We start from the raw sequence: 24,530 nt of genomic DNA, 5'->3' as shown, positions 1-24,530 counted from the left end.
ATTTTTTGTTATTTTATTGAACCCTGCATTACGCCTTCAAGAATATTTTTCTGCATAAACATATACACTATAATTACAGGAATTACTGATAAAAACCATTTCTTATAATTTCATTATACAACACACCTATTCTTTATGTCAACCGCATGACATGATTATTTTATAATACTTTACAATATTTATTACAGCGAGTTTAAGCTTGCATTCTTTTGATTATTAAACATTTTCATTTTTTTTCTAAATAAATTCTTATAAAATATGCTAGGTAATATAAAAAAATAGAGGCTATGGATTACAATCTCCATAGTCTCTATTTTAAATTTATTTAAATAAACTCTTAAGTAGTTTTTCTTTCAACTAAAGTTACAGGCAATATGTTTTCTATATCTACTTCTTTTTTTTCAAGTAAATCTATTAGAATTTTTACTGCTAGCTCTCCCATCGCTTCTATTGGTTGTTTTATTGTGGTTAAAGATGGAACAATAAGCGATGCTATATTAATATCATCATATCCAACAATTTTTAAGTCCTTTGTGATATCTTTCCCAACTAAGTTAGCAACATGTATTATTGAAGCTGCAATCATATCACTACTGGCAAACACCCCATCTATATCTGGATAATCTTCAAACAGCTTATAAGCCAACTTCTCATATCCATCAAAAATATCAAGCTTTGTCTGTTTTATAACAAAATTAACTTTTCTCGCAAGTACAACATCCATGAAAGCCTGATAACGCTTATTTGCTGGAGTGTTAATTTCAAGAGGTCCACTTATATGCGCAATCTTTTTACATCCTCTGTCTATCAAAAGGTTTGTAGCTAAAACACCTCCATGATAATTATCCGAAGTGACAAAAGGTATATTATTAGTAAAAGTTCTATCAAGTGCTACAATTGGCAAAGTGGGACTAAGATAATCCGAGGTATCTACAGTATGGCTTCCCATAATTATTCCATCTACTTGATATCTTTTAAGCATTTCTACATAATCTTTCTCCTTAACACTATCTTGATAAGAATTACACAACAAAATCTTATAACCAGCCTTATAAGCATAATACTCTATATAACTAGTAAGCTCCGCAAAAAATGGATGAGCTACATTTGGGATAATAAGCCCAATTAAATTAGACTTTCTTCTAAATAAAGAACGTGCTATTTCATTCGGCTGATAATCAAGTTGTTTCATAGCCTCATGAACCTTATCTCTGGTAATCTGGCTTATATAGCCTCTATTATTTAGAACCCTTGAAACAGTTGTGACCGTGACTTCAGCTATTTTAGCCACATCTTTTATCGTTGCCATAAAGACATCCTCACCCTTGTAAAATCAATTTGAGTCATTTACATTATAACTACTTATATTAAATATTGAGCTAACTTGCCAGACTCATCAATATATTCTATCACAGACTTATTAGTTTTTAAATCGATAAATAATGTGCATTCACTATCATCTTTCTTCCAATAAAGGCAAATAACATCTTTGGAAGAGTCTAAGACCTTAAATTGTCCATTAAATGCAGGATATTCATTTCTAAATCTGATAAGTTTTAAAAGTCTTTGAACAACTTCTTTTTTAACTGACTGCTCAATTTCCAAAAGACTGAAGTTGTGACGGTTAATTTCACGACCTTCACCGGTCTTCTTTACATTTTCAACATCATTTTCTCCTGCTAGTAGTCCCACATAATATACCTGCGGTATCCCAGGGGCAAAAAATTGAATTGCCCTAGCTGCCAAATATGCATCATCATCACACTCCAATAAAGAGTAGTAAGACCCTCTTATTTGATGCACATCAAATCCGTCTTCTGACTTATCTTCTTCTGATAAAATAAGGCTTAAATTTGAACCTCGCTTAAGGGTTAAATCTATAAGTTTTCTAGCTTCCTTAGTATCTATGAGACCATCCATATCAGGTTTTACAGGAATACCATCATGGCAGTCAAGCATTGTAAATTGTCTCGCAGGACGCTCCTTAAGGTATTGACAAAGTTTCTCACTAGATTTATTTATTAATGTATCAAGAATAGTATAAGGTAGAATAAAATCGTAAATCCAGAACCCATGCTCTGCAAGTTTGTATTGAGTAGAGTAATGTGAATGAACTTCTGGAAGCAATTCAATTTTCATAGAATCCGCCAATTTTTTAATCCAATTAAGAAAATCATATATTTCCGGTTCTACAAAAAAACAACTTGTTCCAAGCTTTTTGATAACATATCCAACTGCATCTAATCTTACTATTTTAACGTTATGATTATTAAAATGCAAAAATAGCTCTTTAAAAAGCTGTTTTACCTTATCCGACTTTACATCCAAATCAATCTGCTGAGAAGGACTAGTTTTGCCAAAACTAGTCCATACCCTTTCTTCCTCACCGGTTTCTTTTATTTTAAAGGTCGAATATGGCACTTTCCTGCGAAGTGACATCTTTTCAATGTCTTTTTTAACCGGTTTTCCGTCTTCCCAGACCTTGTCCAAAGTGATAAATAAATCGGCATACTCTGAATTTCTACCTTGCTTAAGGAAATCTTGAAAATATACAGACTCACCTGAAATATGATTAACCATTAAATCGACCAGTATATCAAAATTTTCACCTATAGCTTTTATATCCTCCCATGTACCAAACTCTGGCTCTATCATCAAATATGTAAGTGGAGCAAACCCTCTGTCTCCCGAAGACGGAAATGGTGGCAGAATATGAACTCCACCTTTAAAGATATCAGAAAAATGTTTTAAAAGTACATTGTTAAGAATTTTTAAATTCCCTCCCATAGAATCTGGATAAGTGATAAGCTGTACTTGATTTTTTACCGCCATACTAAAATCTCTCCTTATAAAATCTATTTAGAATATATTTGATTTTATTATATATGTGAGTTTAATGTATGTCAATAGGTTGACATATCGTGTTTTATTTGTCTTACAGCTTAAATTTTTGAACCATCTCACTTAGTTTCTCTGCTTGTATTGCTTGGCTTTGAGTAGCATTTGTTATTTATTCGTTTAACTAATAGTGTTTCTAGCCAATTTGTTATTCTCTCTAAAATTTATAATTGATCCAATAACAATAAAAGCAATTCCTATCATCGTATTTGCGGCAATTGCCTCTTTTAGAATTATTAAAGCTAAAATCGGCGCTAAAGCAGGCTTAATAAAAAATACAATTGATGCAGTAGATGCAGAAGTCTCTTCCATTGCTAATATATAAAACGTGTAACCAAGCCCAGTTACAAAAATACTAATATAAGCAAGCATTGGAATATTGCTTATTGTTATCCCATGCAATATTGGAATATTTGCGAATTCATTTAACCCATTATCTGATAAAATTTTTGATATAAAACTTAATTTTGTAATAAGTATAAGTACTAACATTTCAAGGCTGCCCATTAAAAAGCTAAAACAAGTTAAGACTACCCCTCCAAATTTTTCAGATTTCTTATTGGATATTACACTATACAAAGCAAATGTCACAGTAGAAATAACAATAAATATTATACCTTGCAAACTGATTGTCATATTAAAAGGGTTCAATATACATATCATTCCAATTATGCTTAATCCCATTGTAATTATAGTATGCTTATATAATTTTTCTCCTATTAAAAAGAAAGCGAAAGTAACTACAAATATAGGATTGCAACTAAAGAGAACTGCAACTATAGATGCCTTACAATAAAAAATGGCAAGTTGATAAAATGTCATACTTACTACAACACAAATAAAACCTGTTAATATAAAAAATGAATAATCATTCCTATTTAAACGGAGCTTTTTACCCCTTAAATTTTTCAAAGCTAGTGGAAGTAACATGATAGACCCTATAAAAAATCTTAAGAAACTTATCTGTATAGGGTTAAATTGATTAGACACCATTTTTAAAACTATTTCCATAGTGCTGAAAAGAAAAGCAGACAGAATAATAAACCAAAATCCTTTTTTCATTTATAGACACCTCTAATATATAAATTTGTTAATTACTGATATAATTAAAAATACTATCTAGACAGAATTATAAGTTTATAGTACATATACAACGCCTCTATTTTAACACAATATAGTTTATTTTACTATTTTGCCGTTTTAATATAATTTTAGTTATTACCTTCCTGACCTATACAAAACATTTATAAAAAATACATAAATGGAACAAAATATACATCATATTGACACTCCTCTGACATTTAAAATTGATATAATTAACCATAGAAATAAACAATAATAAATTAGTGAGGAGAGATTAAAATGAAGAATATATCTTTAAAGACCAAAATACTAACAGGAATATTAACAGGAGGTATATATTTATCATCTGTTAGTACAACCTTTGCAATAACTGCAACTCCAATAAACATTAGTGGAAATACAGTTTTAACAAGCGAGTGTAAACAAATAACTACTAAAACAAAACAAAATTTAGAAGAATCTTTAATTACTAGTACTATAACTCAGGCTCAAGCAAACAAAATTAAATCTGTAATAAATAAATCTAAAACTACAAAGGTCAACAATATTGATTATGGAAAAACTATAATCAATTCAGAAAATAAATTATATAAAAATAGTGCTAAACTTAGTTATATAAATCCAATAACTACACTTGTTGATAATGGTACTATAACTCAAACTCAAGCGGATAAAATTTTAATGAAACAACTGTACCTATCTCATGAAAAAATGTTAAAAAGTTCACTTTAAAAATCAAATTAATAAGTATCCTCTATTTGGGTAACCTAAATAATAGAGGAGTTGATAATAATGAATAGTGAAAATATTAAAAATTTAAATTTCCTTCTCGAGAGTGAATATATTGCTATTGACAGTTTTGAGTCGCTAATAAACCATGCGAATGACATAAACATTAAAACTAAATTACAAAATATACAACGAACCCATAAGCAACATACTCTGCAAATTTCTACTAAAATACAAGATCTTGGAGGTAGACCCTCTGGCAGTATTGGAATTCAAGGAGTAGTCGCAGAAACTATATCAAATATAAAACATCTGGGCACTACCGATAATATTAGTTATCTTAAGGAAGCCCTACAAGGTGAGTTCATGGCAATAAAAACTATTAATGAATTAATAACAAATAATTCAGCATTTAGTAACTCTACTATCTTAAATAATATAATAAAAGACCATCAAAATAATATTGATTCATTGAATAACATTATTAATACTTCTAAGTAATATTCTAAAAAAATATTATGGACTATTAAAAACATTCTTAATTAAAAATAAGTAATTCCAATTATAAATGTACTAGATTTAGAACACTTCTATTATAGATTATATGAAACTGTTCATTCATAAAAACATTATTTATGATATTTTAAATTAGTTGTCCTAATTCTAGTACACATACATCCAAATTTACATCAAAATATGTAATTAGTGTAATAATAAAGGATATTTTTTAATAAATAATTATATTTTCACTAACTTTGAATTATTTTTTGTGTTTAAGTTGCGATTATGTCTTTAAAACAGACATGGCATTATTCTTGCTTGTATTATTTATAGATACTAAGGTTGAATACTTAAAAGTATTGTGTTTATAATTAGATATGAAGAAAACGGTTTTATAACAAAACTTATAATTATTATGAACAAAGAATAAGATAGATATCAATTAATACTTGTTATCCATCTTACAAAATAGCGAGGAGGCAATTTCATGAATTTTACATTGACCAAGGAACAAGAATTTGTAAAACAGATGGTAAGTGAATTCGCATTAAACGAAGTTAAACCAATAGCTGCGGAAATAGATGTTACAGAAAGATTTCCTAGCGAAACTGTAGAAAAAATGGCTAGATACCATATGATGGGTATTCCAATAGCAACTAAATATGGTGGCGCAGGCGGAAACAATTTATCATATATTATTGCTGTTGAAGAATTATCAAAAGCATGTGCAACAACAGGAGTTATATTATCAGCTCATACATCATTATGTGCAGGTCCAATAGATGCTTTTGGAACAGAAGATCAAAAAATGAAATATTTAGTACCACTTGCAACTGGCGAAAAATTAGGAGCTTTTGGATTAACTGAGCCTAATGCTGGTACAGATGCGTCTGGGCAACAGACTACAGCAACTTTAGGCGGTGATAACTATATATTAAATGGTTCAAAAATATTTATCACAAATGGTGGCGTAGCAGATACATTTGTAGTTTTTGCTATGACTGATAAAACTAAGGGAACAAGAGGAATTACAGCTTTTATAGTTGAAAAAGATTTCCCTGGATTCTCAATAGGTAAACATGAAGATAAATTAGGAATAAGAGCATCATCAACAACTGAGCTTGTATTTGAGAACTGTATAGTTCCAAAAGAAAACATGCTTGGAAAAGAAGGAAGAGGTTTCGGTATTGCAATGAAAACTCTTGATGGTGGAAGAATTGGAGTAGCTGCTCAAGCTCTAGGAATCGCTGAAGGAGCATTAGATGAAGCTACTAAATACATGAAAGAAAGAAAACAATTTGGAAAACCACTTGCAGCATTCCAAGGACTTCAATGGATGGTTGCAGAACTTGATGTTAAAATTGAAGCTGCTAAACTTTTAGTTTATAAAGCTGCATTTAATAAAGATGCTGGTTTATCATATACAGTAGAAGCTGCAAGAGCAAAATTATTTGCATCAGAAACTGCTATGGAAGTTACAACAAAAGCTGTTCAAATCTTCGGAGGATATGGATATACTAAAGAATATCCATTAGAAAGAATGATGAGAGATGCGAAGATTACTGAAATATATGAAGGAACTTCAGAAGTTCAAAGAATGGTTATAGCTGGAAATCTATTAAAGTAGGAGGAAATTAAATGAATATAGTTGTATGTTTAAAACAAGTTCCGGATACAAACGAAGTTAAAATAGATCCTAAAACAGGAACCCTTATAAGAGAAGGAGTTCCATCAATAATAAATCCAGATGATAAAAATGCATTAGAAGAATCATTAAGATTAAAAGATGAACATGGTGCGCACGTGACTGTAATTAGCATGGGACCACCTCAGGCAGAAAAAGCATTAAGAGAAGCTTTAGCTATGGGTGCTGATGAAGCAATACTTGTATCAGATCGTGCATTTGCAGGAGCAGATACTTTAGCTACATCACATGCACTTGCTGCAACTTTAAAGAAATTAGACTACGATGTAGTATTTGCTGGAAGACAAGCAATTGATGGAGATACAGCGCAAGTTGGACCAGAAATTGCAGAACATTTAAATCTTGCACAAATAACATACGTTGAAAAAGTTAACGTAATTAAGGGCGGATTAAAAGTTAGAAGAGCTTGGGAAGATGGATATGAAGATATAGAAGTTAAAACTCCTGTTCTTTTAACAGCTATAAAAGAATTAAATGAACCAAGATATATGAACATAAAAAACATTTTTGAAATGTTCCAAACTAAAGAAGTAAAAGTTTGGAATGCAGCAGATATCGGAGCAGACATAGCTGTTCTCGGACTTAAAGGTTCACCAACAAAGGTTAAAAAGTCAATGACTAAAGAACCTAAGGGAAAAGGCGAATTAATACAATTACCAGCAGCAGAAGCTGCGTTATATGCAGTTTCTAAATTAAAAGAAAATCACTTTATCTAAAATGTAGGAGGGAGCAATCAATGAATATAGCAGATTACAAAGGCGTATGGGTCTTCGCTGAACAAAGAGACGGAGAACTTCAAAAAATTTCTTTCGAACTTTTAGGTAAGGGACGAGAAATTGCAGATAAATTAGGAGAAGAATTAACAGCTGTACTACTTGGCGATAAAACAGATGATATGGTTAAAGAACTTGTAGCATTTGGAGCTGATAAGGTAATAGTTGCGAGTTCTCCACTACTAGGTCATTTTACAACTGATGCATATGCAAAAGTTATATGCGATTTAGCAAATGAGAGAAAACCAGGAGTAATATTTGTTGGAGCAACTTATTTAGGAAGAGATTTAGGACCAAGAATATCAGCAAGACTTTCAACAGGTTTAACTGCTGATTGTACTTCATTAGATATAGATACAGAAAACAATAATTTAATGATGACAAGACCAGCATTTGGTGGAAACCTAATGGCTACTATAGTTTGTGCAGATCATAGACCACAAATGGCTACTATTAGACCAGGAGTTTTCGAAAAATTAGCTAGAGATGCTTCTAGAACTTGCCCAGTTGAAAAAGTTACTGTAAATTTAAAAGAATCAGATATCAGAACTAAGACTATTGAAGTTGTAAAAGTTGCTTCAGTTTTAGCTGATATCGGAGAAGCTAATATTATAGTATCTGGTGGTCGTGGAGTTGGAAGTAAAGAGAATTTTGCTTTACTTGAAAGACTTGCAGCTACTTTAGATGGTGTAGTCGGAGCATCAAGAGCAGCAGTTGAAAATGGTTGGATAGATAAAGCAGTACAAGTAGGTCAAACAGGAAAAACTGTAAGACCAACTGTATATATAGCTTGCGGTATTTCAGGAGCAATTCAGCATTTAGCTGGTATGCAAGATTCTGATTTCATAATAGCTATAAATAAAGATGCAACTGCACCTATCATGAAAGCTGCTGATGTAGCAATAGCTGGAGATTTCCTTAAAGTAATCCCAGAAATGATAGCTCAAATTAATACATTAAAAAATAAATAGGTTCACTGGAGCGATTTTGATGTATTTCTACATCAAAATCGCTCTTTTTTTTTACAAAAATTTTATTAACTAATTTTTTAAGTATTTTATTGAATATATGTAATAAATTTAATTCACTTTCCAAATGTCTCTAAATAAACTAAAATATTAGTATTAATATGATGCTTTATAGACAATATATATAAAGGAGCTGATTTTATAATGGATTTTCAAAAAGATGCTGTAGAAATATTAAAAACTGTTATAGACAATGCTTATGATGGTATTATCATTATAGATAAAAACGCAATTATAACTATGATTAGCAAATCATATTGTGAATTTATGGGAATTTCAGAAGAAAATGCTATAGGGAAACCTGTTACTGATGTTATTCAAAATACAAGGATGCATATTATTGTACAAACAGGGGTTACAGAAACTGCTCAGCTACAATCTATAAAAGGAAGCTACATGATAGCCACTAGAATGCCTATAATTAAAAATGGAGAAATAATCGGTGCTATTGGTAAAGTATTATTTAGAAATGTAAAGGAACTAAATACCCTTTATAGTAAAATTAAAACTATGAAAAGGGAACTTGAAACCTATAAAACTCAGTTAAAACAGTTAAATACTGCAAGTTATTCCTTTGATGACATAATAGGTTCAAGCGAAAAGATATTGGCAGCTAAATCTATTGCCCGCAAGGCTGCTCAAACGCATTCTAATGTGCTTATACTTGGTGAAAGTGGCACAGGTAAGGAACTATTTGCCCATGCAATACATTTAGCTAGTGATCGATTGTATGCACCTTTTGTAAAGGTAAACTGCGGAGCTATTCCGACTGATTTATTAGAATCTGAACTTTTCGGTTACGAAGGTGGTGCCTTTACAGGTGCTAAAAAAGAAGGTAAAATCGGAAAATTTGAATTAGCGGATGGTGGAACAATATTTTTGGATGAAATAGGAGATATGCCTCTTCATATGCAAGTTAAACTACTAAGGGCAATTCAAGAAAAAGAAGTTGAAAAAATTGGTTCATTAGGAAGTAAAAAAATTGATATTCGTATAATTGCTGCAACAAATAGAAACTTAGAAAAATCTATGCATGAAGGTAAGTTTAGGCAAGATCTTTATTATAGATTAAATGTAGTTACTATTACTATTCCGTCTCTTCGTGAAAGGCGCGATGACATTTTACTTATTGCAAATCACCTCATCACAAAAATTGCTGAAGATTTGAATAAGAAAATTGTAGGTATGTCTAAGGATTCAGAATACTTTCTAAAAAATTATTCATGGGAAGGCAATATAAGGGAACTTGAAAATATATTAGAAAGGGCAATTAACGTAATAGAAAATAGTAATATCATATGTCCTATAGATCTACCTGATGAAATTACAGGTAGAAAACAGATTAAACCTATTAAAAGTCTTGAATCAACTATAGAAGAAGCAGAAAAGCAAGCTATTATGGATGCACTTAAATCAACCAATGGAAACAAAACTAAGGCTGCTAAAAAACTTGAGATTGGAAGAACAAGTTTATATGAAAAAATTCAAAAATATAATATACCTTTATAATTGTTCTATAAAATGGACGGTATTCTTAAAGCTTAAGAATACCGTTCATTTTTTCGAACTAAAAACCTATATATACATATATTAAGTTCTCAATGCCGTACATAGAGTTTTATCTAAGCTACACAATCTTTAATAAAATCATCAAACCCCAACGTTAACGTGATATTTTTGTATATATTAGTCACTTTTTGTTGGCATGTTTCTTGCTTGTTATATTTATAACAGGTGTTAATAATATGATAAAAGGAGATAAAAAATGAAAAAAACTATGTCTAGTTATGACGCAATCACTTTAATAAAAGATGGTGACACCGTTGCAATTGGAGGATTTGTCGGTTCAGGTCACCCCGAAGAATTAACCATAGAAATTAATAAATCTTTTGCCCAAAGCGGAAGTCCTAATAATTTAACTTTGGTATACTCAGCTGGACAAGGAGACTCAAAAGACAAAGGTTTAAATCGTCTTGGCGTGGAAGGATTAGTTTCAAAAGTAATAGGTGGTCACTGGGGCCTTTCTCCCAAACTTTCAAATCTTGCTATTGAAAATAAAATTCAAGCTTATAATCTTCCACAAGGTGTAATTTCTAATCTTTATAGAGATATCGCGTCGGGAAAACCAGGAACTATTACACATGTTGGTTTAAAAACTTTTGTAGATCCGAGAATCGACGGCGGTAAGTTAAACGATATCACAAAAGAAGATATAGTTAAAGTTATTGAAATTGATAATAAGGAATACTTGTTTTATAAGGCTTTCCCTGTAAATGTGGCACTTATTCGCGCTACTTATGCTGATGAAAGTGGTAATGCCACTATGGAAAAAGAAGCAGTAACATTAGATGTTCTTTCTATGGCACAAGCAGCTAAAAATTCTGGTGGAATTGTAATCCTTCAAGTTGAAAAAGTTGTATCAAATGGTACCTTAGATCCAAGAAAAGTTAAAATTCCAGGAATACTTGTGGATGCTATTGTTATTTCAAAACCTGAAAATCATATGCAAACATATGGGGAACAATACAATCCATCATACAATGGTGAAATAAGAATGGCAGTAGATGATATTCCAGGCTTAAAACTAGATGAACGAAAAATAATATCCAGAAGGGCAGCTATGGAACTTATACCCAACGCTGTAACTAACCTTGGAATAGGAGTACCTGAAGGTATTTCCATGGTCGCAAATGAAGAAGGTATCGGTAGCGATATGAAACTTACTTTGGAATCAGGACCAATAGGTGGAATCCCTGCAGGTGGATTAAGTTTTGGAGCTGCAATAAATCCCGAAATGATACTTGATCAAACTAGTCAATTTGATTTTTACGATGGCGGTGGTCTTGATGTAGCTTTCCTCGGCCTTGCTCAATGCGACGAATCAGGAAATATTAATGTAAGTAAATTTGGCCCTAAAATTGCAGGCTGTGGTGGTTTTATCAATATAACTCAAAACTCTAAAAAAGTTGTTTTCTGTGGTGCCTTTACTGCCGGTGGTTTAAAAATTGAAGTACAAGATGGAAAGTTAAATATTATCAAAGAAGGTAAATTCAACAAATTTATTAAAACTGTTGAGCAAATAACTTTTAGTGGCGAGTATGCTGTAGATGTCTCTCAACCAGTATTGTATATTACTGAAAGAGCTGTTTTCGAACTTAGCCGCAAAGGTGTAGTACTTACTGAAATTGCTCCAGGGATTGATCTTGAAAAGGATATTTTGGCACATATGGATTTCATGCCAGTAATTTCATCAAATTTAAAATTTATGGATGAAAGAATTTTTGAGGAAAAAATTATGGGATTAAAAGTTTCGTAATAATTAAAATTAAAAAACGAGGAGGAATAAATAATGAAAGGTTTAACAATGAAGGAACTAAATATTGGTGATAAAGATTCTTTTGAAAAAACTATAAGCGAATCTGATGTATATCTTTATGCTGGAATAACTGGTGACTTAAATCCGGCTCACATAAATCAAAGAGAAGCTGAAACAACAATGTTCAAAGGTAGAATTGCCCACGGCATGTTAACAGCAGGTTTCGTATCCGCTGTACTTGGCATGAAATTACCTGGACCAGGCACTATTTATCTAGGTCAAGAACTCAGGTTTACAGCACCAGTTAAATTTGGGGATACTATAAAAGCTGAAGTTGAAGTTATAGAAAAAAAGGAAGAAAAAAATATTATGAAATTAAGTACAATTTGTACTAATCAAGATGGAGTTGTTGTTCTTAAAGGTGTTGCAACAGTTATGCCCCCTAAATAAAACTCGCCCCTTTTATAAAATAAGTGTTTATTTTATAGAACGGTATTTTTATATTTTAAAAATACTGTTCCATTTTTAGAACACCATGATAATGTTTACATAAATCATGTTCATTTTACTGAACACACCACTAAGTTCAATAGACAGATTCTTACTAAAAGCGCCTAAAAATCGTTAAAAAGCCCATAAAATTTGTTTTTCATTGTTTCTTTATTGGCATGATACTTGCTATTTATAATTATGAAAAGCTTTACAGCACTTTAATGAAGGGGGTTAAAAAATGAATAAAATTATGTCTAGTTATGACGCGATTGCTTTAATCAAAAATGGAGACACTATTGCGGTTGGAGGATTTATCGGTTGCGGTCACCCTGAAGAACTAACAATAAAAATTAATGAGTCTTTTCTTGAAAAAGGACTTCCTAATAACTTAACTTTGGTTTATGCCGCAGGACAAGGAGACTCAAAAGATAAGGGTTTAAATCGTCTTGGCGTGGAGGGTTTAGTTTCAAAGGTAATAGGCGGTCACTGGGGACTTGCTCCCAAACTTGTAAAACTTGCTATTGAAAATAAAATTGAGGCCTATAATCTTCCTCAAGGGGTAATATCTCACCTGTACCGAGATATTGCAGCAGGTAAACCTGGAACTATAACTCACGTTGGCTTAAAAACGTTTGTAGACCCTAGAATTGATGGGGGTAAGTTAAACGATATTACGAAAGAAGATATAGTTAAGGTTATTGAAATTGATAATAAGGAATATTTGTTTTATAAAGCATTCCCTATAAATGTTACACTTCTTAGGGCTTCTTATGCTGATGAGTTTGGAAATGCTACTATGGAAAAAGAAGCTGTGACACTTGATGGTTTATCTATGGCTCAAGCGGCTAAAAATTCTGGTGGGATTGTAATACTTCAAGTTGAGAAAATTGTAGCAAACGGCACCCTTGACCCAAGAAAAGTTAAAATCCCAGGAATACTTGTGGATGCTATTGTGATTTCAAAACCTGAAAATCATATGCAAACCTATGCGGAGCAATATAATCCATCTTATAACGGTGAAATAAAAATGGCACTTACTAATATTCCTGGACTTAAACTAGACGAACGAAAAATAATATCAAGAAGAGCTGCAATGGAACTTATTCCTAATGCTATTACTAATCTTGGAATAGGTGTACCTGAAGGAATATCAATGGTAGCAAACGAAGAAGGAATTGGGAGTGATCTTAAAGTTACTTTGGAGTCAGGCCCAATAGGTGGAATCCCAGCAGGTGGATTAAGTTTTGGAGCTTCAATAAATCCCGAAAGCATACTAGATCAAAGTAACCAATTTGATTTCTATGATGGTGGAGGTCTTGATATAGCATTCCTAGGTCTTGCTCAGTGCGACGAAACCGGGAACATTAATGTAAGTAAATTTGGTCCTAAAATTGCAGGTTGTGGTGGTTTTATTAATATAACTCAAAATTCTAAAAAAGTTGTTTTCTGTGGGACTTTTACAGCAGGTGGCTTAAAAATTGAAATCCTTGATGGAAAGCTAAATATAATTCAAGAAGGTAGATCTAACAAATTTGTTAAAACTGTTGAACAAATCACTTTCAGTGGAGAATATGCTGTAGATGTCTCCCAACCAGTTTTATACATTACCGAAAGAGCAGTTTTTAGATTAACTAAAGAAGGCGTTACTTTAGAGGAAATCGCTCCTGGTATTGATCTTCAAAAGGATATTTTAGATAAAATGAATTTTACTCCAATTATATCTAAAAACCTAAAACTAATGGATTTGAGAATATTTGATGAAGGTCTTATAGGTCTTAAATTAGCTAATTAATAAATACAGTCTTTGGAATAATACTATTGATATAATTTTTGTTAAAATATAAAAAATGAACGGTAAAAAAAGAGAATAAAATTTTAATTAATGGAGGTTTTATAAATGTTAGGAGTTTTCGGTATCATATTAAGTTTATGTTTATTAATGTTTATGGCATATAAGGGTTTCTCTGTCATTGTCTTTGCCCCTATTTTTGCACTACTAGCAGCTTTATTTTCTGGAATGGCTATTTTGCCCACATACACAGAAATATTCCTGCCTAATCTCGGTAAGTATGTAACAATTTATTTTCCGTTCTTTCTATTGGGAGCAATATTTGGAAAAACAATGGAACAATCAGGTGCAGCAAAATCCATTGCAAAAACTATAGTAGAAAAATTAGGAAAAAAGAGAGCAATACTCTCAGTAGTTTTATCAGCAGCTATCCTTACTTATGGCGGTGTAAGCCTTTTCGTTGTAGCATTTGCAGTGTATCCATTTGCAGCATCTATTTTTAAAGAAGCAGATATTCCAAAACGACTTGTTCCAGGTACAATTGCACTTGGTGCGTTTACATTTACTATGGATTCGCTTCCAGGAACACCGCAGATTCAGAACTCCATTCCAATGAAGTTCTTTAATACAGATCTTTACGCAGCACCTGTTATGGGAATACTCGGAGCAATTATTATTATGGCATGTGGTATTACCTATTTAGAATGGCGTAAACGTAAGGCTGAGGCCGCTGGGGAAGGATATGGTGATAACCATACTAATGAACCTGTTATGGTTGAAGATGATAGTTTACCAAATGCATTTTTATCTGCATTACCATTAGTTTCTGTGCTAGTTGTAACTCTTATTTTACAAAAATTAGTTTTCCCACATTGGGATATTATCTCTTGGGTAACTAAAAAACCTTACAATATGTTATCAGCTGGTGTCGTAGGAACAATGAATAACTGGGCACTCATGATTTCACTTATCGTAGGAATTCTTCTTGCAATGCTTATTAATCCTAAACGTATGCAAGGTAATTTAGCTAAGGCTATCAATGCTGGTGCTATTGGTTCTCTTTTAGCAGTTATAAATACAGCATCTGAAGTAGGTTTTGGTAATGTTATAAAAACACTACCAGGTTTTCAATCCATTGCTCATGCTTTAACAAATATAAATCCTCATGGTAGTCCATTACTATCTGAAGCAGTTACAGTAAATGTTCTATCTGGTGTAACTGGCTCCGCTTCCGGTGGTATGAGTATAGCCCTTGATACTTTTGGTAAACACTACTTACAATGGGCATCAAATACTGGTATAAGCCCTGAATTACTCCATCGAGTTGCTGCTATGGCATCTGGAGGAATGGATACCTTACCTCATAATGGAGCAGTTATTACACTCCTAGGAATTTCAGGTTTAACACATAAACAAGCATATAAAGATATATTTGCTATAACTCTACTTAAGACAGGAACATGTTTCTTTCTAATTGGATTACAATCAATTTTACATTTTATTTAATAATTAAATACAAGTATGTTTTTAATGAACGGTATTCTTAAATCTTAAGAATACCGTTCATTTTTTCGTTATTATCCCCTAATTTTTTTAAAATTGTTTTTAATTTCTTTTCATGGTAATAATATTTTCTCCTTATAATTAAAAGAAGTTTGACTAATAATACTATAAAAGGAGGTCTTAAAATGAAAAAAGTTATGTCTAGCACTGACGCAATTTCTTTAATTAAAAACGGAGATACCGTCGCAGTGGGAGGTTTTATCGGTTGCGGACACCCTGAAGAATTAACTATAAAAATTAGTGAGTGTTTTCTTGAAAAAGGTATTCCAAATAATTTAACTTTAGTTTATGCTGCTGGTCAGGGAGATTCAAAAGACAAAGGTCTGAATCATCTTGGCCACGAAGGTTTAGTTTCAAAGGTAATTGGTGGACACTGGGGACTTGCACCTAAACTTGTAAAACTAGCTATAGAGAATAAAATTCAGGCTTATAATCTTCCTCAAGGAGTAATATCTCACCTTTACCGAGATATCTCAGCGGGTAAACCAGGAACTATAACCCATGTTGGACTAAAAACTTTTGTAGACCCTAGAATTGATGGTGGTAAATTAAATTCTGTGACTAAAGAAGATATAGTAAAAGTTATCGAAATTGATAATAAAGAATATCTGTTTTATAAATCATTCCCAATAAATGTAACACTCATTCGTGCTTCTTATGCTGATGAAAATGGAAATGCGACTATGGAAAAAGAAGCTGTAACCCTTGATGGCTTATCTATGGCCCAAGCAGCCAAAAATTCTTCCGGAATTGTAATACTTCAGGTTGAGAAAATTGTAGCAAACGGTACCCTTGATCCACGAAAAGTTAAAATTCCAGGAATACTTGTGGATGCTATTGTTATTTCAAAACCAGAAAATCATATGCAAACCTATGCAGAGCAATATAATCCATCTTATAATGGAGAAATAAAAATGGCGCTTAGTGATATTTCTGGTTTAAAACTCGATGAACGTAAAATAATATCAAGAAGGGCTGCAATGGAACTTATCCCTAATGCTATTACTAACCTAGGAATAGGAGTACCTGAAGGCATATCAATGGTTGCGAATGAAGAAGGAATAGCAAATGATCTTAAAGTTACTTTGGAATCAGGCCCAATAGGCGGAATCCCTGCTGGTGGATTAAGTTTTGGGGCTTCAATAAATCCTGAAAGCATACTTGATCAAAGTAACCAATTTGATTTCTATGATGGCGGAGGTCTTGATATAGCATTCCTAGGTCTTGCTCAATGCGACGAGAAAGGAAATATTAATGTAAGTAAATTTGGCCCTAAAATTGCAGGTTGTGGTGGTTTTATAAACATAACTCAAAATTCAAAAAAAGTTGTTTTTTGTGGAACTTTTACAGCAGGTGGTTTAAAAATTGAAATACAAAACGGAAAATTAAATATAATTCAAGAAGGTAAAACTAATAAATTCATTAAAACCGTTGAACAAATAACCTTTAGTGCTGAGTATGCTTTAGATGTATCCCAGCCAGTTTTATACATTACTGAAAGAGCAGTTTTTAAATTAACTAAAGAAGGGGTAACTTTAGAAGAGATTGCTCCTGGTATCGATATGCAAAAGGACATTTTAGATAAAATGGATTTTGCTCCTATTATATCTAAAGATTTAAGGTTGATGGATAAAAAATTATTTAATGAAGGTATTGTTGGTATTAAATTAGCTAAAACTAAGTAAATGATTTAAAACAAAATATAATTAGGAGGTTTTTTTAATGTTAGGAGTTTTCGGGATATTATTAAGTTTATGTCTATTAATGTTTATGGCCTATAAGGGTTTCTCAGTCATTGTTTTTGCCCCTATTTTTGCACTATTAGCCGCTTTATTTTCTGGAATGGCTATTTTGCCCACGTATACAGAAATATTCTTACCCAATCTTGGTAAATATATAACAATTTATTTTCCGTTCTTTCTGTTGGGGGCAATATTCGGAAAAACAATGGAACAGTCTGGCGCAGCAAAATCAATTGCAAAAACTATAGTAGAGAAATTAGGAAAAGAAAGAGCGATCCTCTCTGTAGTTTTATCAGCAGCTATCCTTACCTATGGTGGTGTAAGTTTATTTGTAGTAGCATTCGCGGTATATCCATTTGCAGCATCTATTTTTAAAGAAGCAGACATCCCAAAACGTCTTGTGCCAGGAACTATTGCACTTGGCGCCTTTACATTTACTATGGATTCACTCCCTGGAACACCACAGATTCAGAACTCCATCCCAATGAAATTTTTTAATACAGATCTTTATGCTGCACCTATAATGGGAATACTTGGAGCAATCATTATTATGTCATCTGGTATGTTTTATCTAGAGTGGCGTAAGCGTAAAGCACAAGCAGCTGGAGAAGGATATGGTAAAAATCATACTAATGAACCTATTATAGTTGACGATGCTAGTTTGCCAAATGCATTTTTATCAGCATTACCGTTGGTTTCAGTACTAGTTGTGACCCTCATTCTACAAAAATTAGTTTTTCCACATTGGAATATCTTATCTTGGGTAACTAAGAAACCTTACAATATGTTATCAGCTGGTGTTGTCGGAACTATGAATAACTGGGCACTCATGATTTCACTTATCGTAGGAATTCTTCTTGCTATGCTTATCAATCCTAAACGTATGCAAGGTAATTTAGCTAATGCTATCAATGCTGGTGCTATCGGTTCTCTCCTAGCCGTTATAAATACGGCATCTGAAGTAGGTTTCGGTAATGTTATAAAAACATTACCAGGTTTTCAATCCATTGCCCATGCTTTAACAAATATAAATCCTCATGGTAGTCCACTACTATCAGAAGCAGTTACAGTGAATGTTCTATCTGGAGTAACAGGTTCCGCTTCCGGTGGTATGAGTATAGCCCTTGATACTTTTGGCAAACACTACTTAGCTTGGGCATCAAGTACTGGTATAAGCCCTCAATTGCTTCATAGAGTTGCTGCAATGGCATCTGGTGGAATGGATACACTTCCTCATAATGGAGCCGTTATTACACTCCTTGGGATTGCAGGTTTAACACACAAACAAGCTTATAAAGATATATTTGCTATAACTCTTCTTAAGACAGGAACATGCTTCCTTCTAATTGGATTACAATCAATTATTCATTTTGTATAATATATCAAAATAAAAGGAGGCGTTTTTAATGAAAGGTTTAACAATGAAAGAACTAAATATTGGAGATAAAGATTCCTTTGAAAAAACTATAAGTGAATCTGATGTATATCTTTATGCCGGAATAACCGGAGATTTAAATCCTGCTCATATAAATCAACGAGAAGCTGAAACAACAATTTTCAAAGGTAGAATTGCACATGGCATGCTAACCGCAGGTTTTGTTTCTGCGGTACTCGGCATGAAATTGCCTGGACCAGGCACTATTTATCTAGGTCAAGAACTTAGATTTACAGCGCCAGTTAGATTTGGAGATACTATAAAAGCTGAAGTTGAAGTAATAGAAAAATTCGACATAAAAAATATTATGAAATTAAGTACAACATGTACTAATCAAGATGGCGTTGTTGTTCTTAAAGGTATAGCAACCGTTATGCCACCTAAATAATTAATATATGTCATTTAGAATAAGTAATAGGGAATGTACATGGATTTACTTTACTAAATCCACCTATATTCCCTATTATTAAAATCTATTCATATCGAAGTGCATCTATAGGATTTAATTTTGCAGCTTTTCTTGCAGGATAAATTCCAAAAAATATTCCAACTGCTGACGAAAACAATATTGTTTCTAATATAACAAGGATGGAAACACTAGGAGTAATTCCTGCAAAAGATCCTATTATCTTAGCTGCAACTATACCAAGTGTCATACCTATAAGCCCTCCTATAAGCGATAATATTACGGATTCAGTCAAAAATTGAAATAATATAGCATTAGTGGTAGCACCAATTGCTTTTCTAATACCAATCTCTTTTGTTCTCTCAGTTACAGAAACAAGCATTATATTCATAACTCCAATACCTCCAACCAAAAGAGATATCGCAGCTACCGCACTAAGGAATGCTGTGAAAATCCCTAAAACTTGATTAATTGACTCAAGCATACTAGCCGAATTAGTAGCCTTATAAAGGTCTAAAGTTTTGTTATCATGTTTAGCCTGAAGAATTTTCAAGGCTTCATTTCCAGTTTGCACAGAATTCGCCTGTGAAGTAGATGTCATAGTAAGCGTTGATATATTAAAATCTAATGGAAATAGTGTTTCAAGAAATGTAATTGGCACTGTTACAAGTGTTGGTGTACTGTCACCACCTCTGCTACGTGGTCCACTACTACCTCCGAACATGCTACTTGCTTTTGAAACACCAACAACAGTTGCACTTTTACTAGAAGCTACTGGTCCTAATTTAAATGATTTACCTACAGCATCATCAGTCCCAAACAGTGCCTTTGCTGAAGTTTGATCAATTACTGCAACAGCCTTGCCTTCTTCAACTTCTCTCTCATTTAAAAATCTTCCATATACAATTTCTACATTACTTATTAATGAATAATCCGTATTAACTCCAGTAACATTTGCTGTACTAGTCTTTGTTTCAGTTCTAGCTGTTCCTTTTTTTGAAACAGTTGGAGAAATATACTTAGCAGTATCTACTCTGCTTTTTATTTGTTTTACATCATCGAGTGTAAAATAATCACTTATTTGCTCTACTTTCGATGGATCCACATTTAGAGTAACTGTATTTGACCCCATTTTAGCAAATTCATCTCCAATATAATTTTTCCCTCCATTACCAAGCGCGACAATAGTAATTACTGAGCTTATACCTATTATAATTCCTAGCATTGTGAGAAAAGATCTCATTTTATTTGATAGGATACTTGCTATAGCCATTTTGAGACTCTCTAAAATATTCATAACTGCCCTCCATTTTATCGTGAAAATATTTACGCGTAATATATTATCTATAATATTGTTCTTCCTGAAACAGGGTAGTCATCAACTATTTTTCCATCTAGGAATCTTACAATTCTTTTTGCACATTTTGCTATATCATCTTCATGGGTAACCATTAAAATAGTAGCACCATCCGCATTTAAATTTTGAAATATTTTCATGATTTCAATTGATGATTTTGTATCTAGATTACCTGTTGGTTCATCTGCCATAATAACTGCAGGGTTATTAACCATTGCCCTTGCAATTGCAACTCTTTGTTTTTGTCCACCAGATATCTCATTAGGCCTATGTTTAATTCTGTCACTAAGTCCAACCTTTTCAAGTGCGATAAGTGCCCTATCCTTTCTTTCTTTTGCTGGTATTCCTGCATAAAGCATTGGAAGCATAACATTTTCAAGTACTGATATCCTTGGGAGTAGATTAAATGCTTGAAATACAAATCCTATCTCTTTATTTCTTATTAATGCAAGTTGATTATCTTCAAGATTGGAGACATCCAGGCCGTTTAAAAAATATGTACCACTATCCATTCTATCCAAGCATCCTAAAATATTCATAAAAGTTGATTTTCCGGAACCTGAAGGTCCCATTATTGCAGTGAATTCACCTTTCTCAATTTTAAGGCTTACCGATTTAAGTGCAGTAAAATCAATATCTCCAGTTATGTATCTCTTTAATACATCCTTTACTTCTATCATTATTTTCCTCCTAGATTAATAGAATCTTTAACCATTACACCATTTGTGATGGAGCTACCTGGATTTAATATTACACTCTCACCCACTTTTACACCACTTACTATTTCCATATCAGTATCTGATTGGAGTCCTAATTTTACATTTCTTTGGACTGCTTTTCCATCACTGATAACAAACAAATAAGTAGACCCATCTTTATTAGTTAATATTGATTGTGCAGGAACCTTCAGAGTAGCCAGCACTTGATTAAGCAATATATCCACATCTGAGTCAAAGTTTACCTTTAACTGTGGCGCTGCTTCTAGTACATCAATTTCTACAGTTAAAGTAGTATCTCCACCTGTAGCTGTTGTATTAAGCGTTGCCGTTGGATAGATTTTTGAGACCTTGGCTTTATAACTCTTACCACTACTTAAAATTGTTGCTGATTGCCCAATAGCAACTTTAGCAGCATCATATTTTCCAACTTTAACAATTCCCTTTAAATTTGATATATCCTGAACAATTATAGCCGTTCCCTGTCCTCCGGTTTGACCACTTATAACATTAACTTCCGTTACTACTCCATCAATGTCAGATGTAATATTTGAGTTTTGTGATAATTTAATTTTTACTGAGTCAAGAGTGTTCTGAGCTGCTAAAACAGCATTATCTAGCTGGTTTATCTTTTCGTCAGATAATACATTTGCATTATCATTTTTATTCACTGCATCCTTTTTTTGAGATATAGCATTATTATAATTAATTTGAGCAGATTCTTGTTGATTATTAAGATCAGCTGTATCATAAATTAATATAATATCCCCTTTTTTAACTTTATCACCAACGCTAACTTTAACATTTGAAATCTTAGTTGCCGCAGATACAGCATAATCCTTTTCGTTTTTAGATTTTATAGTAGCTGTGGTAGATAAGTACATTTTCACATCACCTATCGAAACCTTTGAAGTCTTTACAGTTATAACCTGTTTCTTATTTCTTGAAGTGAACTGAATCCCTCCAATAATACCTACAATTGCTACTATTACTACGCCAATAATAATTTTCTTTTTCATGATAGCCTCCTACATATTTATAATTCAAAATATAAATTCAATAGCTTATATTCTACACGATAAGTATCGATAAGTATCAATAAGTATCAAAATTTCCTTAGCTATATATTAAATTTTTATTAAATTAGTTCAATAAATGATTATTATCCTCCTATTCAGTCCTTAATATTACAATTTATCAAAAATAATCATAATATGTTCCTTAATTATTAAAGGCTATATCAGTTGTAATAACCGATATAGCCTTTATTTATAATGTTTTAAGTATCTATTTTATAAATAATATTCTAATATATATATATGTATTTTAATTGAATTCTATCTTTAGTATATGATTCAATAACTTTCCGATTTAAATTGGAAAGAACGTTGGTATAAAAAGTATAGCACTAAAAATAATACAGATTCCGGTAACACCAGTAGCCCCTAATATGTATTCAGCACCTTTTGAATTGTCTGCATCATTTCTCTGATACTTTAACCCAATAATCCAAAAAACTAATGCTATTATTAGCACTATAGCATCCATTATAAATAATATTTTAATCATCTTATCCTCCAAAGTTAAATATTTTTGATAGTGAGGTTCGTAATCCTAATAATTCTATTTTAAGTTTAATTTCTCTACTTTTTATAAACTAAATATAAACAATGTATAAACTTTAAGAATCATTACAATATTATCTAATGGAAATTATTTAATGACCTAATTTACTAACTAATTCAAAACATAATAAACCCTGGACTAATTTATTAATATAATTAGTCCAGGGTTTTAATTTTCTATAATAGCATCTTTATTACTGCCAAAAAACATCTGCTCCCATAATCCTTCTTTCTGAAAAACCTCTATATTTCCATTTTTTTCAACCGTTAACTTGACTTCACCAATGCATCTTATATAAGTTGGATTGACCCCCAAAGCTTTAGCTATAAAGTTTCTTATTGGAGCTATTCCTAATCTATCAAGCATATTAAAAGCTAAAATATCATCTTCTCTTTTAAATTCTACTTGGTATTTAATTTCATTATGCACTTGATGTATAAACATCAAATTATTATCAATGAATTTTTTAGTTATTGGATGATATTTAGTATTCAATCTTTTAATTACTGTTTTTTCTTCGTTATCATCTAATATAATCCCATCTTTAGCTATCATCATAACCGGCAATCTAGTATAGTCATATTTCTTTTCCGTAATAATATCACACGCTATGATTGTATAAGGACCAATATTTGCACGACACCAATACCAATGATTCATGATTTTTCTCATATGGATATTACCCCAGTTGTGGTCGTGATATCCATAACCATTTAACTCAAACTTTTCTCCTTTGATCTTTAAAGTTGCACTAATGTCTGCAGATGGTTGTGCAACAATCCATGCAAAATAATATTCCTGTTTTTCTCCATAATACCAATGTCCTGTTCCCGGGCGCCACATTGGTAATTTAGGCTTCATTGTACAAGTATATTCAACATCGCCATCTATAAAATGTATTAAGTAATTCCCTTTTGAATATTTAATACTGCTTTGGCAAATTAATAAATCACATACCTCCCTTGAAGCACGAATCTTTTGCCCCTTACCCTCAGAAATACGCTTTAATATCTTTTTCCCATTTGGAAAAGTTATCTCAAGTGATGCTGTTGGATTTGCAAGACCTCTTACATCGAATCCATTCTTTGTATAAAATATAACAACTACTTTAGTACCATCTAAGTACTCAGCATCAAAATACCACCATTCGTATGTACCTCTACCACCAGTGCTTCTCATTCCATCTTCCCAGGCTTCGACTTCTTTATTAATGCCTAGTCGCTGATAGTAGCTAATACTTTTGCCTAAAATTGCTTTTTCACTCATATCTCACGCTCCTTACCCTACTCCAATAATTTTTATAACTGTTTTGACATTGTCAAGCTGCACTTGATACTTTCTCCATTAAATTATACTCCTAAACCATACACA

General features: G+C 32.2%; 21 protein-coding genes. 13 read left to right on the top strand and 8 right to left on the bottom strand.

Annotated features, from left to right (window positions below; genetic code table 11):
• Nucleotides 1–337: 337 nt before the first annotated feature.
• The 3 genes from A7L45_RS02380 to A7L45_RS02370 all read right to left on the bottom strand — a co-directional run bounded on the left by A7L45_RS02380 (nucleotide 338) and on the right by A7L45_RS02370 (nucleotide 3,960).
• Entirely contained in the window at nucleotides 338–1,309 is a 972-nt protein-coding gene (locus A7L45_RS02380; RefSeq protein WP_071611284.1) for a LacI family DNA-binding transcriptional regulator, read from the bottom strand.
• Nucleotides 1,310–1,362: 53 nt separating this feature from the next.
• Nucleotides 1,363–2,832, bottom strand: a complete 1,470-nt coding sequence (gtfA, locus tag A7L45_RS02375; RefSeq protein WP_071611283.1) for a sucrose phosphorylase — start codon at nucleotides 2,830–2,832, stop codon at nucleotides 1,363–1,365.
• Between the two features lie 186 nt (nucleotides 2,833–3,018).
• Nucleotides 3,019–3,960 (bottom strand): DMT family transporter, encoded by a 942-nt coding sequence (locus A7L45_RS02370; protein ID WP_071611282.1) that lies wholly within the window; start codon nucleotides 3,958–3,960, stop codon nucleotides 3,019–3,021.
• Nucleotides 3,961–4,260: 300 nt separating this feature from the next.
• Between A7L45_RS02370 and A7L45_RS02365 the strand changes: the two genes are divergently transcribed.
• The 13 genes from A7L45_RS02365 (at nucleotide 4,261) to A7L45_RS02305 (ending at nucleotide 19,442) form a co-directional block, all read left to right on the top strand.
• Nucleotides 4,261–4,713 (top strand): hypothetical protein, encoded by a 453-nt coding sequence (locus A7L45_RS02365; protein ID WP_071611281.1) that lies wholly within the window; start codon nucleotides 4,261–4,263, stop codon nucleotides 4,711–4,713.
• A 60-nt stretch (nucleotides 4,714–4,773) separates the two neighbouring features.
• Nucleotides 4,774–5,211 (top strand): DUF2383 domain-containing protein, encoded by a 438-nt coding sequence (locus A7L45_RS02360; protein ID WP_071611280.1) that lies wholly within the window; start codon nucleotides 4,774–4,776, stop codon nucleotides 5,209–5,211.
• 487 nt (nucleotides 5,212–5,698) lie between these two features.
• Nucleotides 5,699–6,838: an acyl-CoA dehydrogenase gene (locus A7L45_RS02355; RefSeq protein WP_071611279.1), complete on the top strand. Its 1,140-nt coding sequence runs from the start codon at nucleotides 5,699–5,701 to the stop codon at nucleotides 6,836–6,838.
• 11 nt (nucleotides 6,839–6,849) lie between these two features.
• Nucleotides 6,850–7,632: an electron transfer flavoprotein subunit beta/FixA family protein gene (locus A7L45_RS02350; RefSeq protein ID WP_071611151.1), complete on the top strand. Its 783-nt coding sequence runs from the start codon at nucleotides 6,850–6,852 to the stop codon at nucleotides 7,630–7,632.
• Nucleotides 7,633–7,652: 20 nt separating this feature from the next.
• Entirely contained in the window at nucleotides 7,653–8,660 is a 1,008-nt protein-coding gene (locus tag A7L45_RS02345; RefSeq protein WP_071611152.1) for an electron transfer flavoprotein subunit alpha/FixB family protein, read from the top strand.
• A gap of 201 nt (nucleotides 8,661–8,861) precedes the next feature.
• The gene (locus A7L45_RS02340; RefSeq protein ID WP_071611278.1) at nucleotides 8,862–10,226 is read left to right on the top strand and encodes a sigma-54 interaction domain-containing protein; all 1,365 of its coding nucleotides are present in this window, start codon (nucleotides 8,862–8,864) and stop codon (nucleotides 10,224–10,226) included.
• A 256-nt stretch (nucleotides 10,227–10,482) separates the two neighbouring features.
• Entirely contained in the window at nucleotides 10,483–12,033 is a 1,551-nt protein-coding gene (locus A7L45_RS02335) for an acyl CoA:acetate/3-ketoacid CoA transferase (protein ID WP_071611277.1), read from the top strand.
• Nucleotides 12,034–12,066: 33 nt separating this feature from the next.
• Nucleotides 12,067–12,483, top strand: coding sequence for a MaoC family dehydratase (locus A7L45_RS02330; protein WP_071611276.1), 417 nt, complete (start codon nucleotides 12,067–12,069; stop codon nucleotides 12,481–12,483).
• 280 nt (nucleotides 12,484–12,763) lie between these two features.
• Entirely contained in the window at nucleotides 12,764–14,317 is a 1,554-nt protein-coding gene (locus tag A7L45_RS02325; RefSeq protein WP_071611275.1) for an acyl CoA:acetate/3-ketoacid CoA transferase, read from the top strand.
• 105 nt (nucleotides 14,318–14,422) lie between these two features.
• Complete coding sequence (locus A7L45_RS02320) at nucleotides 14,423–15,820, top strand: GntP family permease (protein WP_071611274.1); 1,398 nt, start codon at nucleotides 14,423–14,425, stop codon at nucleotides 15,818–15,820.
• Nucleotides 15,821–16,002: 182 nt separating this feature from the next.
• A complete protein-coding gene (locus tag A7L45_RS02315; protein ID WP_071611273.1) occupies nucleotides 16,003–17,562 on the top strand; it encodes an acyl CoA:acetate/3-ketoacid CoA transferase in 1,560 nt (519 codons plus the stop codon).
• Nucleotides 17,563–17,599: 37 nt separating this feature from the next.
• A complete protein-coding gene (locus A7L45_RS02310) occupies nucleotides 17,600–18,997 on the top strand; it encodes a GntP family permease (protein WP_071611272.1) in 1,398 nt (465 codons plus the stop codon).
• A gap of 28 nt (nucleotides 18,998–19,025) precedes the next feature.
• Complete coding sequence (locus A7L45_RS02305; protein ID WP_071611271.1) at nucleotides 19,026–19,442, top strand: MaoC family dehydratase; 417 nt, start codon at nucleotides 19,026–19,028, stop codon at nucleotides 19,440–19,442.
• Between the two features lie 85 nt (nucleotides 19,443–19,527).
• Here A7L45_RS02305 and A7L45_RS02300 read toward each other — a convergent pair whose 3' ends face one another.
• The 5 genes from A7L45_RS02300 to A7L45_RS02280 all read right to left on the bottom strand — a co-directional run bounded on the left by A7L45_RS02300 (nucleotide 19,528) and on the right by A7L45_RS02280 (nucleotide 24,425).
• Nucleotides 19,528–20,757: an ABC transporter permease gene (locus tag A7L45_RS02300; RefSeq protein ID WP_071611270.1), complete on the bottom strand. Its 1,230-nt coding sequence runs from the start codon at nucleotides 20,755–20,757 to the stop codon at nucleotides 19,528–19,530.
• Nucleotides 20,758–20,804: 47 nt separating this feature from the next.
• On the bottom strand, nucleotides 20,805–21,497 hold the full coding sequence (locus A7L45_RS02295) for an ABC transporter ATP-binding protein (protein ID WP_071611269.1): 693 nt from the start codon (nucleotides 21,495–21,497) through the stop codon (nucleotides 20,805–20,807).
• Complete coding sequence (locus tag A7L45_RS02290; protein WP_071611268.1) at nucleotides 21,497–22,552, bottom strand: efflux RND transporter periplasmic adaptor subunit; 1,056 nt, start codon at nucleotides 22,550–22,552, stop codon at nucleotides 21,497–21,499. The genes A7L45_RS02295 and A7L45_RS02290 overlap by 1 nt, the downstream gene beginning before the upstream one ends.
• Before the next feature lie 352 nt (nucleotides 22,553–22,904).
• On the bottom strand, nucleotides 22,905–23,102 hold the full coding sequence (locus A7L45_RS02285; RefSeq protein ID WP_071611267.1) for a hypothetical protein: 198 nt from the start codon (nucleotides 23,100–23,102) through the stop codon (nucleotides 22,905–22,907).
• Between the two features lie 225 nt (nucleotides 23,103–23,327).
• Nucleotides 23,328–24,425: a hypothetical protein gene (locus tag A7L45_RS02280; protein ID WP_071611266.1), complete on the bottom strand. Its 1,098-nt coding sequence runs from the start codon at nucleotides 24,423–24,425 to the stop codon at nucleotides 23,328–23,330.
• Nucleotides 24,426–24,530: the final 105 nt, after the last annotated feature.

Source organism: Clostridium estertheticum subsp. estertheticum (assembly GCF_001877035.1).
In the GTDB taxonomy this organism is placed as follows: Bacteria; Bacillota; Clostridia; order Clostridiales; family Clostridiaceae; genus Clostridium_AD; species Clostridium_AD estertheticum.
The sequence above is the reverse complement of the archived record's forward strand: the minus strand, read 5'-3'. Positions and strand labels throughout refer to the sequence as shown.

Coding starts and splice junctions, on each gene's coding strand:
- A7L45_RS02380 (WP_071611284.1), bottom strand. CDS start 1,309: ATGGCAACGATAAAAGATGTGGCTAAAATAGCTGAAGTCACGGTCACA.
- gtfA (WP_071611283.1), bottom strand. CDS start 2,832: ATGGCGGTAAAAAATCAAGTACAGCTTATCACTTATCCAGATTCTATG.
- A7L45_RS02370 (WP_071611282.1), bottom strand. CDS start 3,960: ATGAAAAAAGGATTTTGGTTTATTATTCTGTCTGCTTTTCTTTTCAGC.
- A7L45_RS02365 (WP_071611281.1), top strand. CDS start 4,261: ATGAAGAATATATCTTTAAAGACCAAAATACTAACAGGAATATTAACA.
- A7L45_RS02360 (WP_071611280.1), top strand. CDS start 4,774: ATGAATAGTGAAAATATTAAAAATTTAAATTTCCTTCTCGAGAGTGAA.
- A7L45_RS02355 (WP_071611279.1), top strand. CDS start 5,699: ATGAATTTTACATTGACCAAGGAACAAGAATTTGTAAAACAGATGGTA.
- A7L45_RS02350 (WP_071611151.1), top strand. CDS start 6,850: ATGAATATAGTTGTATGTTTAAAACAAGTTCCGGATACAAACGAAGTT.
- A7L45_RS02345 (WP_071611152.1), top strand. CDS start 7,653: ATGAATATAGCAGATTACAAAGGCGTATGGGTCTTCGCTGAACAAAGA.
- A7L45_RS02340 (WP_071611278.1), top strand. CDS start 8,862: ATGGATTTTCAAAAAGATGCTGTAGAAATATTAAAAACTGTTATAGAC.
- A7L45_RS02335 (WP_071611277.1), top strand. CDS start 10,483: ATGAAAAAAACTATGTCTAGTTATGACGCAATCACTTTAATAAAAGAT.
- A7L45_RS02330 (WP_071611276.1), top strand. CDS start 12,067: ATGAAAGGTTTAACAATGAAGGAACTAAATATTGGTGATAAAGATTCT.
- A7L45_RS02325 (WP_071611275.1), top strand. CDS start 12,764: ATGAATAAAATTATGTCTAGTTATGACGCGATTGCTTTAATCAAAAAT.
- A7L45_RS02320 (WP_071611274.1), top strand. CDS start 14,423: ATGTTAGGAGTTTTCGGTATCATATTAAGTTTATGTTTATTAATGTTT.
- A7L45_RS02315 (WP_071611273.1), top strand. CDS start 16,003: ATGAAAAAAGTTATGTCTAGCACTGACGCAATTTCTTTAATTAAAAAC.
- A7L45_RS02310 (WP_071611272.1), top strand. CDS start 17,600: ATGTTAGGAGTTTTCGGGATATTATTAAGTTTATGTCTATTAATGTTT.
- A7L45_RS02305 (WP_071611271.1), top strand. CDS start 19,026: ATGAAAGGTTTAACAATGAAAGAACTAAATATTGGAGATAAAGATTCC.
- A7L45_RS02300 (WP_071611270.1), bottom strand. CDS start 20,757: ATGAATATTTTAGAGAGTCTCAAAATGGCTATAGCAAGTATCCTATCA.
- A7L45_RS02295 (WP_071611269.1), bottom strand. CDS start 21,497: ATGATAGAAGTAAAGGATGTATTAAAGAGATACATAACTGGAGATATT.
- A7L45_RS02290 (WP_071611268.1), bottom strand. CDS start 22,552: ATGAAAAAGAAAATTATTATTGGCGTAGTAATAGTAGCAATTGTAGGT.
- A7L45_RS02285 (WP_071611267.1), bottom strand. CDS start 23,102: ATGATTAAAATATTATTTATAATGGATGCTATAGTGCTAATAATAGCA.
- A7L45_RS02280 (WP_071611266.1), bottom strand. CDS start 24,425: ATGAGTGAAAAAGCAATTTTAGGCAAAAGTATTAGCTACTATCAGCGA.